The sequence below is a fragment of the Syntrophorhabdaceae bacterium genome (assembly GCA_036504895.1).
In the GTDB taxonomy this organism is placed as follows: domain Bacteria; phylum Desulfobacterota; class Syntrophorhabdia; order Syntrophorhabdales; family Syntrophorhabdaceae; genus PNOM01.
This window is the reverse complement of record DASXUJ010000099.1, coordinates 1-14,956: the sequence shown is the minus strand read 5'-3', so window position 1 is coordinate 14,956 and position 14,956 is coordinate 1. Positions and strand designations below refer to the sequence as shown.

General features: G+C 52.7%; 16 protein-coding genes. 10 read left to right on the top strand and 6 right to left on the bottom strand.

All coding sequences use genetic code 11. The features are described from left to right. Nucleotides 1-10 precede the first annotated feature (10 nt). Nucleotides 11-1,597: an efflux transporter outer membrane subunit gene (locus VGJ94_14300; protein ID HEY3277785.1), complete on the top strand. Its 1,587-nt coding sequence runs from the start codon at nt 11-13 to the stop codon at nt 1,595-1,597. 105 nt (nt 1,598-1,702) lie between these two features. Here VGJ94_14300 and VGJ94_14295 read toward each other — a convergent pair whose 3' ends face one another. Genes VGJ94_14295 through VGJ94_14285 form a run of 3 tightly spaced genes read right to left on the bottom strand, consistent with a single transcriptional unit; the run spans nt 1,703 to nt 3,863 of the window. Further along, on the bottom strand, nt 1,703-2,167 hold the full coding sequence (locus VGJ94_14295) for a universal stress protein (GenBank protein ID HEY3277784.1): 465 nt from the start codon (nt 2,165-2,167) through the stop codon (nt 1,703-1,705). Nucleotides 2,168-2,227: 60 nt separating this feature from the next. Beyond that, nucleotides 2,228-3,628 (bottom strand): [FeFe] hydrogenase H-cluster radical SAM maturase HydG, encoded by a 1,401-nt coding sequence (gene hydG, locus VGJ94_14290; protein ID HEY3277783.1) that lies wholly within the window; start codon nt 3,626-3,628, stop codon nt 2,228-2,230. Further along, nucleotides 3,615-3,863: a TM1266 family iron-only hydrogenase system putative regulator gene (locus tag VGJ94_14285; GenBank protein HEY3277782.1), complete on the bottom strand. Its 249-nt coding sequence runs from the start codon at nt 3,861-3,863 to the stop codon at nt 3,615-3,617. Before VGJ94_14285 ends, hydG begins: the two co-directional genes overlap by 14 nt. Nucleotides 3,864-4,098: 235 nt before the next feature. Between VGJ94_14285 and VGJ94_14280 the strand changes: the two genes are divergently transcribed. Both VGJ94_14280 and VGJ94_14275 read left to right on the top strand, forming a co-directional pair. Beyond that, nucleotides 4,099-5,238, top strand: a complete 1,140-nt coding sequence (locus VGJ94_14280; protein ID HEY3277781.1) for an alanine--glyoxylate aminotransferase family protein — start codon at nt 4,099-4,101, stop codon at nt 5,236-5,238. Nucleotides 5,239-5,243: 5 nt separating this feature from the next. Then, the gene (locus tag VGJ94_14275) at nt 5,244-5,942 is read left to right on the top strand and encodes an HAD family hydrolase (protein HEY3277780.1); all 699 of its coding nucleotides are present in this window, start codon (nt 5,244-5,246) and stop codon (nt 5,940-5,942) included. A gap of 36 nt (nt 5,943-5,978) precedes the next feature. Here the strand turns inward: VGJ94_14275 and VGJ94_14270 are convergent, their stop codons facing one another. The 3 genes from VGJ94_14270 to VGJ94_14260 all read right to left on the bottom strand — a co-directional run bounded on the left by VGJ94_14270 (nt 5,979) and on the right by VGJ94_14260 (nt 7,586). Beyond that, nucleotides 5,979-6,296 carry an isoamylase early set domain-containing protein gene (locus VGJ94_14270; GenBank protein HEY3277779.1) on the bottom strand — a complete coding sequence of 106 codons (318 nt, stop codon included), beginning with the start codon at nt 6,294-6,296 and terminating at the stop codon, nt 5,979-5,981. 189 nt (nt 6,297-6,485) lie between these two features. Then, nucleotides 6,486-6,782, bottom strand: a complete 297-nt coding sequence (locus tag VGJ94_14265) for a hypothetical protein (GenBank protein HEY3277778.1) — start codon at nt 6,780-6,782, stop codon at nt 6,486-6,488. A 210-nt stretch (nt 6,783-6,992) separates the two neighbouring features. Then, nucleotides 6,993-7,586, bottom strand: coding sequence for a hypothetical protein (locus VGJ94_14260; GenBank protein ID HEY3277777.1), 594 nt, complete (start codon nt 7,584-7,586; stop codon nt 6,993-6,995). Nucleotides 7,587-7,770: 184 nt separating this feature from the next. On the opposite strand from VGJ94_14260, the gene VGJ94_14255 reads away from it, so the two are divergent. From VGJ94_14255 to VGJ94_14225, 7 genes are all read left to right on the top strand, one after another. Continuing rightward, the gene (locus tag VGJ94_14255; GenBank protein HEY3277776.1) at nt 7,771-8,814 is read left to right on the top strand and encodes a glycosyltransferase family 2 protein; all 1,044 of its coding nucleotides are present in this window, start codon (nt 7,771-7,773) and stop codon (nt 8,812-8,814) included. Between the two features lie 537 nt (nt 8,815-9,351). Then, the gene (gene gmd / locus VGJ94_14250) at nt 9,352-10,515 is read left to right on the top strand and encodes a GDP-mannose 4,6-dehydratase (protein HEY3277775.1); all 1,164 of its coding nucleotides are present in this window, start codon (nt 9,352-9,354) and stop codon (nt 10,513-10,515) included. Nucleotides 10,516-10,569: 54 nt separating this feature from the next. Then, complete coding sequence (locus VGJ94_14245) at nt 10,570-11,682, top strand: GDP-L-fucose synthase (protein HEY3277774.1); 1,113 nt, start codon at nt 10,570-10,572, stop codon at nt 11,680-11,682. Between the two features lie 148 nt (nt 11,683-11,830). After that, complete coding sequence (locus VGJ94_14240) at nt 11,831-12,841, top strand: NAD-dependent 4,6-dehydratase LegB (GenBank protein ID HEY3277773.1); 1,011 nt, start codon at nt 11,831-11,833, stop codon at nt 12,839-12,841. Beyond that, nucleotides 12,838-14,016, top strand: a complete 1,179-nt coding sequence (locus VGJ94_14235) for a LegC family aminotransferase (GenBank protein HEY3277772.1) — start codon at nt 12,838-12,840, stop codon at nt 14,014-14,016. The genes VGJ94_14240 and VGJ94_14235 overlap by 4 nt, the downstream gene beginning before the upstream one ends. Before the next feature lie 131 nt (nt 14,017-14,147). Next, entirely contained in the window at nt 14,148-14,738 is a 591-nt protein-coding gene (locus VGJ94_14230; protein ID HEY3277771.1) for a NeuD/PglB/VioB family sugar acetyltransferase, read from the top strand. Between the two features lie 31 nt (nt 14,739-14,769). Continuing rightward, nucleotides 14,770-14,956, top strand: a 187-nt coding sequence (locus VGJ94_14225) for a WbqC family protein (protein ID HEY3277770.1), incomplete at its 3' end; no start/stop codon positions are given.

The following is a 14,956-nucleotide window of genomic DNA, read 5'->3' as shown; positions in this document are numbered from 1 at the left end:
TGAGGTGAACATGATGTTGCGCATCATACATGCAATAGTGAACGAAATAGAAAGAGCCATACACCGGGGGAGGAATCTTTTCTCTCCCATGATCTTTGCGGCCGGCCTGTCTCTTTTGGCCCTCGCCGTCCTTGCGTCCTGCGCCATAGGTCCTGACTATATGAGGCCGGGGGCCGCGGTGCCCGTTGATTACAAAGAAGATAAGGGATGGAAAGTCGCCCAGCCTAAAGATGAGACATCCCGGGGTCCATGGTGGGAGGTCTTCGACGATCCCCTCCTTAATAGCCTGGAAGAGCAGGTCAACGTCTCGAATCAAAACATCGCCTCCGCGGAAGCACGCTTTCGCCAGGCAGCAACCCTTGTCCAGTCGGCACGGTCGAACTTTTTCCCCCTCATCACGGCCAACCCCAGTGCCGTGAGATCTTTAAGGTCCTCGAACGTCACCACGAGCGGCATTCCCACCGGGACGAATACCGTCTATAATGCCCCCCTCACCCTTGCACCCTGGGAGATCGATGTGTGGGGGAGGATACGGCGCCTCGTGGAATCGAACAGCGCGACTGCCCAGGCGAGCGCCGGAGACCTTGAAGGCGTCCGTCTGAGCATGCAATCTTCCCTGGCTCAGAACTATTATCTCCTGCGCTCAATGGACCGCCTGAAACAGCTCCTCGACGAGACGATCATTGCATACCGGAGGTCTCTTGCCCTCACCACCAACCAGTATGAGAGCGGCGTGGTCTCGAAGGCCGACGTGTTTCAGGCAGAGACCCAACTCAAGAGCACCATCGCCCAGGCCATCGATGTGGGGGTTCAGCGGGCCCAGGCCGAGCATGCGATTGCGCTTCTGATTGGCAAGCCCGCCTCCGATTTCTCTCTTCCCGTCTTACCCCTTGATGCACTTCCCCCTCCCGTACCGCGAGGCCTTCCTTCGGACCTTCTCGAGCGCAGGCCCGATATAGCCGCCGCGGAAAGGCGGGTTGCCGCGGCGAACGCCCAGATCGGAGTAGCAAAGGCAGCGTATTTTCCCACTATCACGCTCGGCGGGTCGATCGGTTATCAGAGTATCGATACCTCGAATTGGCTCACCTGGCCGAGCCGGTTCTGGTCCCTTGGACCGACGGTGGCGCAGACGATCTTTGACGGCGGTGCGCGGGCGGCGCTCAACGAGCAGGCGCGGGCAGCGTACGATCAAAGTGTGGCCGATTACCGGCAGACCGTGCTCACGGCTTTTCAGCAGGTCGAGGACAACCTCGCGACATTGCGCATCCTTGAGGAGGAAGCAGCGGCACAGGGTGACGCGGTCATATCGGCCCGAAAGTCGCTGGAAATTTCCTTGAACCAGTACAAGGCGGGAACGGTGAATTACCTCACCGTAGCGGTCATTCAGGCCGCGGTTCTCATCAATGAGAGGTCCGCCCTCAATATCAGCAGCCGCCGGATGGCTGCGTGCGTGCTACTCATCCAGGCCCTGGGAGGGGGATGGAGCGCGTCGCAACTGCCTCAACAGGGGGAGATACTGGAGAGGGCAAAGGAAATGAAATCTTCTGTTGAAAGACAGGCACTCCCGGCGAATAATCTCACCTCCGCCGGAAAATAAGAATTTGCCGCCCCTAAGGCGCCTCTCCTGTTTCTGCTCCCTTGCGGAAAGAGAGCGTGGAGGGGGTCCGCCCGGAGATGGGGGAATTGCTCCGCGCGGTAAATCTCAGGAAGAGGAGGCGACCCCGGGGCTCCTGACCAGGAGTACCGGACAGGCAGCGGCTTGAGCGACTTTGCCGGCAACGCTTCCCACAAGTATACTCATCAGCCCGGTCTGGCCATGGGAGGCAATGACGATGAGGTCCGCCTTCAAATCCCTTTCCGCCCGGCCAATCTCTTCATGGGCAACGCCGGAACGCACTATGGGTTCCACCTCCACATTCCTGCTTCCTGAAAATTTTTCAACCTCCCCATGAAGGCTTTGCGCCGCGGCCTCGAGTCTCTGCTTTTTGAGAGCATCGACCATCTCGATGGTAATTGTGTGGTCCGAGTAAACTTTAGGAGGAAGGACGTGGATCACGAATACTTTTGCCCCATATTGGGCTGCAATATCGAGTCCGTATTGAAGGGCATTATCGGAGAATCGGGAAAAATCCGTGGGAACGAGAATCCTTTTCGGTGGAACGAACATGGTGCTCCTCCTTAATCAGCCGGTGTGGCTGGATAAGAGTTCTTTCGGGCAAAATGACGCTCAGAAATATAAATCCCTGGCCCCTTGGTCCAGGTCCTCCAGGGCCTGGTTCATTCGCTTCTTGAGGGATTCCCTCTCCACCTCGGAGACTATCTTGTCGATAAGCTTGAGCCCCCTTTCCTTTGTGGCGGGGGAGGCGAAATCCATCAGGTATTCCTTGAATGTGAATATTGCGTTGGGCATACAGAATTCCTTGATGAGACCGGGCTTGGCCAGATCCATGAAATCGTTGCCCACCCGGCCTTTGCGGTAGCACCCGGTGCAGAAGGAAGGGATGTACTCCTTGTCGATTATGGTCGAGATCACCTGATCGAGGGTCCGATGGTCCCCAAGGGAAAACTGGCTTCCCGTGTCCTGCCCTTCTTCGGAGTAAGCCCCGGGGTTCGTGCGGGAACCGGCGGATAGCTGGCTCACCCCATGGTTGAACAGCTCTGTGCGCATCTCCTCACTCTCTCTCGTGCTCAGGATGATACCCGTATAGGGGAGGGCAATACGGATTACGGCGACGATCTTCTTGAAATCGTCATCACTTATGGCGTTGGGGATACTCGCCGTGAGAGGGGCGTTGTCCGCCGGCTCGATCCTCGGGACGCTGATGGTGTGGGGGCCGCACCCGAAGACCTCCTCGAGGTGGCGGGCGTGCTCCATGAGTGCGAGGACCTCGAACCGGTAATCGGCAAGGCCGAAGAGCACCCCAAGGCCCACGTCGTTTATTCCCGCCTCCATGGCCCGATCGAATACGGTGATCCTGTAATCATAATCCGATTTAGGGGTGCCCGCGGGGTGAAAATCCTTATAGAGCACCGAATCATAAGTCTCCTGGAAGCAGACATAGGTGCCGATCTTCTCGTTCTTGAGCTTGGCGAACTCTGAAACGGGCATAGGGGCCAGCTCCACGTTGATCCTTCTGATATAATTACCACTCTCCCTTACGCCGTAGGCGGTGCGGATCGCATCGACCATATAGTCCGTATTGTTCCGCGGCGACTCTCCGCATATGAGCAGTATCCTTTTATGACCCTCTTTAAGGAGAGAGGAGACCTCACGGGAGATCTCCGGCATGGTGAGCACCTTGCGCTTAAGGGTCTTGTTGTCCCTTCGAAAGGCGCAGTAGACGCAGTTATTGACGCACACATTGCCCGTATAGACAGGGGCGAAAAAGACGAGGCGCTTGCCGTAGATATGCTCCTTCACACTCCTTGCCGCATTCATGATCTGCCGGATCTGCGCGGGCTCGCTCACCCTGAGGAGGGCAGCTACCTCGCTGAGGTTAAGCCCTTTGAATTGAAGGGATTTATTGAGGATCGACTCCAGCTCGGCCTGTGAAGGCGTCTTCTCTTCGATGAGACCGTACAGCTTCTCCCGGTCTATAAAAGGTTTTTCTTTTTCATGTGTGGCCATCTCCGTTCTCCTTATATTTCGTGAGAACAGATTTTACCTCCGCGCCGTCAAGCTTGCCGATCTTGCCTGTGAGAGCGTTGATCTGATCCGTGCTTCCTTCGACCACAAGAGAGATCACATTAATCCCCCTGTCACGGATAGGGATACCCTGCCGCCCCAGAATCAGTTCCCCATAGTCGCTCAATAGGGTGTTGATCTTCGGAACGCTTCCTTTGTCAGACAAAAGAATGATTATTGCTCCCAGTCTCTTCTCTATCGGACATCTCCTTTAGATCAGAATCAAGTTTGACACTTCGAAAGAGATAAAATCTTTTTCTCAGTCTATCTATAGTATAGGACGAGAGAGGCTGGAATGCAAGCCGGAATGCAAGTTCGGCGGAGGTCCCGTTCTTCAAAGCGGGTCTTTACGGTTGACCCGTCTGTGTGATATCTGGTACATACTTTATAATTGTCATGTGAGGAGGAAAGAGATGGAGAAACGATACTTGCTGGCGCCGGGGCCCACGGCTATTCCGCCTGAAGTTCTTTTAAAGATGGCCGAGCCCATAATACATCATAGAAATCCCCTTTTTGAGACTGTCGTGGAAGAGGTGAGAGAGAATCTCAAATATCTCTTCGGGACTAAGAACGAAGTCCTCATATTTACCTCTTCGGGCACGGGAGCCATGGAGGGGGCGGTGACGAACATGCTCTGCCCGGGAGATAAGGCCCTTGTGGTAAGGAGCGGAAAATTCGGCGAGCGCTGGACGGAGATCTGCACGGCCTACGGAGTGCATGCCGTAAATATCGACATCCCCTGGGGTGAAATCCTCGAACCCCAGACCGTGAGGAAGGCGTTAGATGCGGACCCGGATATCAAGGCCGTCTATATGCAGGCAACGGATACCTCCACGGGCGCCGTCTTTCCCGTAAAGGAAATCGCGGCGATTGTGAAAGATTATCCTCATACCCTCATGGTGGTGGACGGCATAACGGGTGTAGGGGTTTTTGAGCTACCCCAGGATGCGTGGAATATCGATATTCTCATAAGCGGATCCCAAAAAGCCCTGATGCTGCCGCCGGGGCTCGCCTTCGCGGGGGTAAGCGACAAGGCGTGGGAGATGAGTAAATCCTCCACCATTCCGAAGTTTTACTTCAATTGGGCGAAGGAGAAGAAAAACCTCGAGAAGAATCAGACCAATTTTACACCGGCCATCTCGCTTATTATCGGTCTTAGGGAATCTCTGCGTCTCATACGGGAGGAAGGACTCGAAAACGTCTATAGAAGGATCGACCTCCTCGCAAGGGCTACCAGGGAGGCGGCCCGGGCCCTCGGTCTTGCTGTGTTCGCCAAGGCCCCGAGTCCCGCGGTGACCGCAATCGTGGCGCCTGAGGGCATAGACGGGCAGGTAATCTACAAAACGCTCTGGAAAAAATACGGAGTGACAGGGGCCGGGGGCCAGGACCAGCTGAAGGGCAAGGTGTTCAGGATTGCCACCCTCGGATATGCGGATAAGTACGATGTGATCACCGCCATAGCCGCCTTGGAGTTTACGCTGAGCGACCTGGGATACGCATTTACCATGGGGGCCGGCGTGACAAAGGCGCTGGAGTGCCTCAAGGGCCTGTAGGCGCAATGGCGGGGATTAAAGGCGTAATATTCGATTTCGACGGCACCCTCACGGAGCTGACCCTCGATTTCATCAACATGAGGACCGAGATAGAGGAGATTGCCTTTCGATATGAGTCGAAGGAGGCGGTCGCCGCGCTGGAAGGAGCGTACATCATAGAAATGATCTACGCGATCTCGGATAATCTCGGCAATGGAGGCCGGCAGTTTAAAGAGGAGGCCTTTGACCGCCTGAGAGAGCTCGAGCTCTCCGCGTCAAGGGGGAAGGGTGTGTACCCTTACACGAGAGATGTATTGAGGCGAATAAGGCAAGAGGGGGTCAGGCTCGGTGTGATCACGAGAAGCTGTATCGATGTATTGAGGGCCGTCTTCCCTGATATCGATGAATACGCGGAGGCTATCGTAACCAGGGAGCATCTCAGGGAGGTAAAACCCCATCCCCGCCATGTCCTCACCATTGCCGGGCTCCTTTCTCTTTCGCCGGGAGAGGGAATCATGGTGGGCGACCACCCGACGGACATAGAAGCCGGCCGGACCGCGGGAATGGAGACCGCGGGAGTACTCACGGGCAGGACCGCAAAGGAAGATTTCGAAAGGACCGGCGCTACCTATATATTTCAGGATATACGGGGAGTATCCGCTCTCCTCGGCGGGGAAGGGCCGCGCGGAGCGTCCCGGAGCGGAGTCATTTCCGGCTCCACCTGATGTCTGAATAAATACCTTTGTCCGGGCGCAGACTGATTATTTTCGCGGTTTCTTCTTTTTTCCTTGAGGGCTTTCGGCCTCAACACAGACCACGGAATTGAAGGAGCCGAACTCATTTGCAAACCTTTCCTGACAGAGGGGATCGTCACACCATGCGCCATCCACCACAAAGCGGTATTGATAAGTCCCCGGTTCGAAATACATGATCCGTTGCCAGGCGTGGGGTTCCTCCGCTGCCTTGAGGGGTAAGGACGATGGATCCCAATTATTGAAATTTCCCGCCAGACACACATTTTTGGCTCCGGGGGCATGAAATTTAAAGGTCACGCGTTTTTTTGCTTTCTTTTCATCCATTACAAACCTCCTAAATTAATACCACCTTTTTTTGTATTCAGGACCGACCTGTTTCTTTGACAATATCATACAGCAAGAATTTCATAATTTCCATGAAAGGGTATTCCATCGCGTGGAACAGGGGACGCAAAACTCAGCTGTTGATTCAACGATAGAAGAAGCACGAAATTGGGAGCTGTGTTTCAGGACCTATGCATAGACTGAGATGATCGAACCGGGGGGGTTGAGGCGGGAGTTTGCCTCCACGGCCTGATAAATCGCGGCTCCGTAAGGCCGGGGAAGCTGGAAATCGCCGTTGCGGTCAAAGGTGGCGCTCTTCTTATAAGGGGACGGCTCCATAAGGACGAAAGGGCTTGTCTTTAAAAGGGCCCGATCCGTCGTATCCCCGGACTTAGACGGATTGCCTTTGGTGAGTGCAATTCCGGAGCGCACCACGAGGGTATTTCGTAAGTCCCCAAGATTCGATGGAACCTGCTTTATTCCCAAGGCACGGCTCCCTTCGCCGCTATTTATGTGGATAGCCGGCACGATTAACCCTGATAAATGTTAAGCGGCCTGACACGAAATGTCAAGCCGCTTACGTATAATATCATTATGTTACGTCAAAAAGATTACGGAGGCTCCCGGTCTTCTCCCGGCGGGATGACTCGTGCCGGGAGACAGGGAGCCTCCGTAATCTCCAATCCTGATGGGTCCTTACTTTTTGGGCGCCGCCGCCGGGCCTGACAAAGCGCTGATGGCTTCATCTTTCTTCGCGCCCAGATCCTCTTTTATGGCTTTTAGGCTGTCCGCGCCCTCTTTCACCTTCGTTTGAAGCTTCTCTTTTGCCGCCGCGAAATCTGCCTCCCATTTCGCGATCATTGCCTGGATCTCCTCACGCTTCTGGGTCAGGGCCTTCTTCTTAGCAGACCCTTCTACGGCTGCTTTTAACTCGTCCATGCCCTTCTGTATATCCAGGACGGCCTGGTCTGCATCCGCCTTGATCTTTGCCTTGGCCGGCTCGATAGCGGTGATAGCCTGCTGTGCCAATCCCTCGGTCTCTACGGCTGCCTGTTTCGCTTCTTTATATTTTTTTCCGGTTACGAAATCCTTTGCTTTCTTCAGAGATTCATCCGCCTTGGCGAAAAGATCGGGCACATATGCCGGGGCTTCCTTCTGGCGCGCATCCTCCACAGCCTTCTCGGCCTTTGCTATCTCCTCGGTCGGAGGCTTAGAGCAACCAGCCGAAATAACAAAGGGAAGAGCGATCAGAGCGGCGAAAAATCCATAATAAAGACGTTTTTTCAACATTCCACTACCTCCTACGGCTATTTTTGTTGAAATTCTAGCACACTGTCGCGGGAAAGGCGAGACTCAAAATCGACGTGTGGCGATGATTTTTTCGTAAATCTCCCCTATCCGCTTATGGTATGATAAAACGTTTGAAGCAAAATTCAAGGGGTCCGGTGAACCCCTGTCAGGAATGGTACGGTAAATGTTGCATGAGGACAACAGGAGAAATATCGCGGGTAATGCTGCCCTTCTCTCGATCATCATAATCACGAAAGATACGAAGGAGCTGCTCGGGGATTTGCTCCGATCAATCGAGCAGGACATCTCTCTCACTCCTTTTCTTAAACAAATAGTGGTAGTGGATAACGCATCCTCGGACGGCACTGAGGTGATGGTGAGGAGGGAGTTCGGCTCTGCCCTTTTTCTACGGAATGAGACAAATATGGGGTTTGGGGCATCCGCAAATTCGGGGTTCAGGAAATCCACGGGGGAATTGATCTTTTTTCTCAATTCCGACACCCGTCTCATAAAGGGTGAACTCTTGAAGCTTGTCCTTTTTATGCGGGGAAATAAAAGCGTGGGAATATGCGGGCCCCAGCTCGTATATCCTGATATGCGTCTCCAGAGATCGTGGGCAGAGATTCCGGGACCGGCATCCGAGATCATCCCGAAAGCACTTCGTAATCTTTTATTCAAGAAAGCTTCCAAAGCCGGACCGGAGGGAAAAGGCCGGAAGCCATCCGCATCCGGAGAAGACGCAAGTGCCGGCGGTGCCTATGACGTTGAATCCCTGATCGGGGCTGCAATTCTCGTAAGAAGGGAGGCCTTCGAAAAAGTCGGCGGCTTCGATGAAAAATATTTCTTTTTTCTCGAGGAGACGGACCTGTGCATGAGAATAGGGGAAGCCGGATTTCGGTTGGTCCTTTTTTCCGGGGCCAGAATAATCCACCTCCAGGGCAGCACGGTAAGAAAGAATTGGGTGAGGGGCAGGATTGAATATAATATTTCCATGTATAAATTCATCCGCACCCATTATCCTCCATTCCAGTACCGGACCTTTCAAGCTGTGCGATTCATCAAGGCTGCGGTCTTTCTCCTGGTGCTCACCTGCGTGCCTTTCCTGCTCCTGGGAAAGCGGACCCGAAGGACCTATCGATATTATTCCGCCCTCGTCGGCTGGCACCTGAGCGGTTGTCCGGATGACGCCGGATTAAGAAAAAAGGAGCAGGGAGAAACGATGGGGTGAGACGCCGGTCCTCTGCCGTGAGGTCTTCGGAAAGCATCGGTTTCATGGCCGGTGATAGAGCTTGGGGGTACCGGAAGAGGAAGCTCCTTATCTTGTAAGATAGTTAAAAAATTACACTTTTTATTTTCTATTTTTACGTTTTCAGTCATGGTGGGTGAATGGCGTCGTGAAAGAGATGGGAATCTTTATTTTTCAGGCTTTTAGGGCAGGGTTTTTCTTGACAAAAATGCTATGCGCCGATATAGTATGTACGATTAAGCCATGAGACGAAAAGGTAAAAGAACGACCGGAGGAGTAGCCCATCCATTTCAATAAATCAATTGAGATAGGATGCGGAATATTTCCTCCATGCATATCAGTCTGAGCTGTAAATCATTGGACATTGAGGCCGATTGCCTCTTCAAGAGAATACAAGGTCGATTCTTAGGGCTTCTTCGGTAGCCAATGGCGGTAGCATACTCGTAACACCGGCCCCATCCCCCCATTCCATTACCGATTGAGCAATCCCGGCAGGCAAAAAAAGAAAGGGAGTAAAGAATGAAGCGTGCATTAATTACCGGAATTACCGGTCAGGACGGCAGCTATCTGGCAGAGTTTCTTTTAAGCAAGGGATATGAAGTTCATGGGCTTATAAGACGGGCAAGCACCTTCAATACAGGGCGCATCGATCACATCTACTCCGACCCTCATACGCCCGATGTAAGGCTGTTCCTCCATTATGGCGATCTCACCGATTCGGGCCAGATCATGAACCTCATCTACAATATCAAACCCGATGAAGTATATCATGTGGGAGCCCAGAGCCATGTGAAGGTAAGTTTCGATATGCCCGAGTATACGGGAGACGTAACCGGACTCGGCACCACGAGGTTCCTCGAGGCGGTCCGGAGAAGCGGGATCACCACCCGGTTCTATCAGGCATCGTCATCGGAGCTTTTCGGCGCGTCTCCGCCCCCCCAGAGTGAAAATACCTCCTTCTATCCCAGGAGTCCTTATGCGGCAGCCAAAATATATGCCTACTGGATGACTGTAAACTACAGGGAAGGGTATGGAATATTTGCCTGCAACGGCATTCTTTTTAATCATGAGTCGCCCCGGAGAGGGGAGACTTTCGTCACGAGAAAAATCACGAGGGCCCTCGCCAACATCCTCGCGGGAAACCAGCAACGCCTCTACCTCGGCAACCTGAATGCCAAGAGGGACTGGGGATTCGCTCCGGAATACGTGGAGATGCAGTGGCTCATGCTCCAGCAGGATAAGCCGGACGACTATGTGGTGGGGACAGGGGAGAGTCATTCCATAAGGGAGTTCGTGAACCTTGCATTCGGTTACGTGGGAGTGGAGATGGAATGGCGAGGCAACGGGTCGGACGAGAAGGGGTACATCCGTTCCCTGTCGCCCCGTGCGTCGGCATGCGCACCTCATCTCCATGCGGGTGACGTGCTCGTCGAGGTGGATCCCCGTTATTTCCGTCCCACGGAAGTCGATTTCTTGCAGGCAGATATTACGAAGGCGAAAAAGCAGTTGGGATGGCAGCCCCGGACCACCTTCGACGATCTGGTGAGGATCATGGCCGATTACGACCTCAAAATGGTAAAAATCGAGCCCCCCGGTGAAGGGGTCCATGCGTGCCTTGAAAAAGGCTTCGGATATACAAGCCATGATTTTTCTCTTTACCAGAGTATCAACCTGAGAGACTAGCGCCTCTACTCGTGAGGCACTAGTCTCCTCCGCAATAACCACAAGATATAGAACATGACCTCTTTACTGGCAGATAAAAGAATTGTCGTGACCGGCGGAAAAGGCTTTCTGGGGACTCACCTCGTGAGAAAGCTCAGGGAGGACCGCGGCTGCCGCGATATATTCATCGCGGATTTGCCCGAATACGATCTCGTAAATATCGCGGACATCAAAAGAATGTATGTCGATCTCCGGCCCGATCTGATAATCCATCTCGCCGCTAAAGTGGGGGGTATCGGATTTAATCAGGAGAACCCCGCAACCCTTTTTTATGAAAATGCCCTGATGGGAATACAACTGATCCACGAGGGCTATATGGCGGGAGTCGAGAAATTTCTCGCCCTGGGAACCATCTGCGCCTATCCGAAGTTCACCCCCGTACCTTTCAGGGAAGAAGATATCTGGAATGGGTATCCCGAAGAAACGAACGCCCCTTACGGGCTCGCCAAAAAGATGATGCTTGTCCAGTCGCAGGCGTACCGGCAGCAATACGGCTTCAACTCTATATTCATCCTTCCCGTGAACCTCTATGGCCCCGGCGATAATTTCAGTTTCATATCCTCCCATGTAGTGCCTGCCCTTATCCGGAAGTTTCACCTGGCCTACCTCCTTGCAAAGGATGATTTACAAGGCATTCGAAAGGATTTCCGCATAAACGGAGATTATCGCTTCTCGGTTGATGAAAAGGGAAAAAGCGAGGATGAATCGAGAAAAGAGACCATATCGGTACTTGCCCGGTATGGCATCTATTTCTCGGGCGATAGCCATGACCAGGAAGATGTCGCTATCGAAGTATGGGGTGCGGGAAATGCGACCCGTGAATTCTTTTATGTAGAGGATGCCGCCGAAGCCATCATTCTCGCTGCGGAGCGATACAACCGGAGCGATCCAATAAACATAGGTGCAGGTTTCGAGATATCGATCAAAGACCTGGTCGGGCTGATTTCCCGCATCTTCTCTTTCAAAGGCAGGATCGTGTGGAATAAGAGCAAGCCGGACGGTCAGCCCCGGAGGATGCTCGATACCACAAAAGCAAAAGTGGAATTCGATTTCCAGGCCAAAACCTCCTTCGAAGAAGGGCTGCGGACTACGATAGCATGGTATGTAGCACGGGCGCAGGCGGGGTAAGCCGGGATAGGGGCGCCGTAAAGAAACCGGGACCTCAGATTTCAATCAAAACAATTTTCTTCAAACCCAGTCGTGGCAGAATCGATACACATAATAGGGAAGCAGATCACCGCCGGCACACAGGCGAACGATTAAAGATGGATATTCAATGAACCTAAAAGGGAGTAAAATTCTCGTCACAGGCGCCGACGGCTTCATCGGCTCTCATCTCGTCGAGAAATTGGTGAGACAGGGCCGCAAGGTACGGGCTTTTGTGCTCTATAATTCATTCAACAGCAACGGGTGGCTCGATCACTCGGAAGCAGAGATCAGGAAGAACATCGAGATCTTCGCAGGAGACGTGCGCGATCCTCACGGTGTGAAGGAGGCCATGAAAGGATGCGACGTGGTCTTCCATTTGGCCGCATTGATATCGATTCCTTACTCATACCACTCTCCTGACACTTACGTGGATACCAACGTGAAAGGAACCCTGAATATCATGCAGGCCGCGCGCGACCTTGGGGTATCGAAAGTTATCCATACCTCGACGAGCGAAGTTTACGGCACGGCCCGATTTGTGCCCATCACGGAAGAGCACCCTTTGCAGGGCCAATCCCCCTATTCCGCAAGCAAGATAGGCGCCGATCAGATTGCCCTCTCCTTCTACCACGCCTTCGATTCGCCCGTTGCCGTTGTCCGTCCCTTCAATACTTACGGGCCGAGGCAATCGACCCGCGCCGTCATCCCTGCGGTCATCACCCAGATCGCCTCGGGCGCCTCAAAAATAAAATTGGGCGCCCTTCACCCCACCCGGGATTTCAATTTTGTGAAAGACACGGTCTCGGGTTTTATCTCGGTGGCTGAATCGGACCGGACAAAGGGGGAAGTGGTCAATATCGGCAGCAATTATGAGATCTCGATTGGAGACACGGTCAAGACGATTGCCGGGATTATGAATGCCGAAATCGAGATCGAGAGCGATGAGCAGCGGTTCAGGCCGGAAAAGAGCGAGGTGGAACGGCTGTGGGCGGATAACGGCAAAGCGAAGGAGCTCGCAGGATGGGAGCCTCTTTACGGCGGATTTGAAGGGTTGAAAAGAGGCCTGGAGGAGACCATCCGCTGGTATATCGATCCCGAGAACTTAAAATGTTACCGCCCGGGTGAATACCACATATGACGACTCCCCTCGACATGGACCGCATTGTGAAAGCCATAAGGAGCGTAATCCCGGAGAGCGGCGCGGTCGCCCTCCATGAGCCGTGCTTCCGCGGCAATGAATGGGCCTATCTGAAGGACTGCCTTGATTCGACATTTGTTTCCTACGTCGGCGCCTATGTCGATAAATTCGAATCGATGCTCGCGGAATTCACGGGTACGAAGAGGGCCGTAGCGGTCGTAAACGGCACGGCGGCTCTTCATATCGCCCTCAAGCTGGCCGGCGTGGAACCGGGCGATGAAGTCCTTGTCCCGGCCCTTACTTTTGTGGCCACGGCGAACGCGGTCACCTATTGCGGCGCCATCCCCCATTTTATCGATAGCGAGGAAGGGACTCTCGGCGTCGATCCCCACAAGCTGGCAGATTATTTAAAGGACGCAGTTCGGATGAGCTCCGGCGAAAGCTTTAATAAATTCACCGGAAGGAGGATAAGGGCGATTGTTCCCGTCCATGTATTCGGTCATCCCGTAGATATGGACCCCCTCATGGAAGCGTGCCGCGAATACAGTATAGAAGTCGTCGAAGATGCGGCCGAGGCCCTGGGCTCTTATTACAAGGGAGAACATACGGGTAACAAGGGGAAGATTTCGGTTCTGAGCTTCAACGGCAACAAAACCATCACGACCGGCGGAGGCGGGGCGATCCTCAGCAATGACGAAAAACTGGCAAGTCATGCAAAATATATTACCTCCACCGCCAAGGTCCCCCACCGGTGGGAATATACCCATGATTATATCGGGTACAACTATCGCCTCCCCAATATAAATGCAGCGGTTGGATGCGCGCAGATGGAGCAGCTTCCCGGGTTCCTGAAACAAAAACGCCATCTCACGGGCCTCTATGAGAAGGCATTCGAAGGGATAGGAGGAATCAGGCTCTTCCTGGAGCCGCCCCTCGCGAGGAGCAACTACTGGCTTAATGCGCTGGTTCTGGACGAGATATATGCAGGCACGCGGGATGAATTACTCGATTATACCAATAATAACGGGATTATGACCCGTCCCGCATGGACTCTCATAAATAAGCTGGTCCCCTTTAAAGACTGTCCGGCAATGGATTTGTCATGTGCCGAAAGGCTTGCAAAAAGGCTGATAAATATCCCCAGCAGCCCTTTCCTGGGAAGAGGGCATGAATAGACGTAAAATCTGTGTAGTCACGGGCTCGCGCGCCGAATACGGACTCCTCTATTGGCTCATGAAGGAGATTCCTCAACAATGTAAAGCAGTTGGAAGAACAGAACAGTCAAGCCGAGGGTTAGCGTAACGATTTGAAAAAAGTCCTTGTTCTTATAGGCGGAGGCGGACATTGCCGGTCTTGTATTGATGTAATAGAGCAAGCCGGAGAATTTCGGGTAATTGGTATCGTCGATATGAAGAATAAAATAGGAGAAAGCATTTTAGGTTATCCAATCTTAGCGAGCGATGATCAGCTAACGGAATTAGCCGAGAAACACCGCAATTTCCTTATTACGATCGGTCAAATCAAAAGCTCGGAGCCGCGGATCAGGTTGTTTAATCAAATTAAAAATATGAATCCAATTTTTCCTATCGTGATTTCTCCAAGATCGTACGTTTCAAGACATGCGTCGCTCGGTGAAGGAACTATCGTTATGCATGGTGTAACGATCAATGCTGGGGCAGTTATAGGGAGAAACTGCATCATTAACACCGGCGCCATTATTGAGCACGATGCGGAGATTGGAGACCATTGTCATGTATCGACAGGAGCAATTGTTAACGGCGGCGCAAAAATAGGCTCCGGCTCCTTTTTCGGTAGCGGCTCAGTAGCAAAGGAAAACGTATTACTCTCTTCTAACTGTTTCGTTAAGGCGCATAGTCTAGTAAAAAACGATAGATGAAAATTTTTATTGATCGGATAAGGGACTAATCATGATTCTTTCAATACATCAACCAAGTTATTTTCCTTGGTTGGGACTTTTGGATAAAATAGCGAAAAGCGACGTATATATGGTGATGGATGAAGTGCAACTGACAGATGCTGCGTATCAACATAGAAATATTTTTTTAACGGCGGACGGGAAAATAAAGTATCTCACGATACCCTTCAAGAAAACCG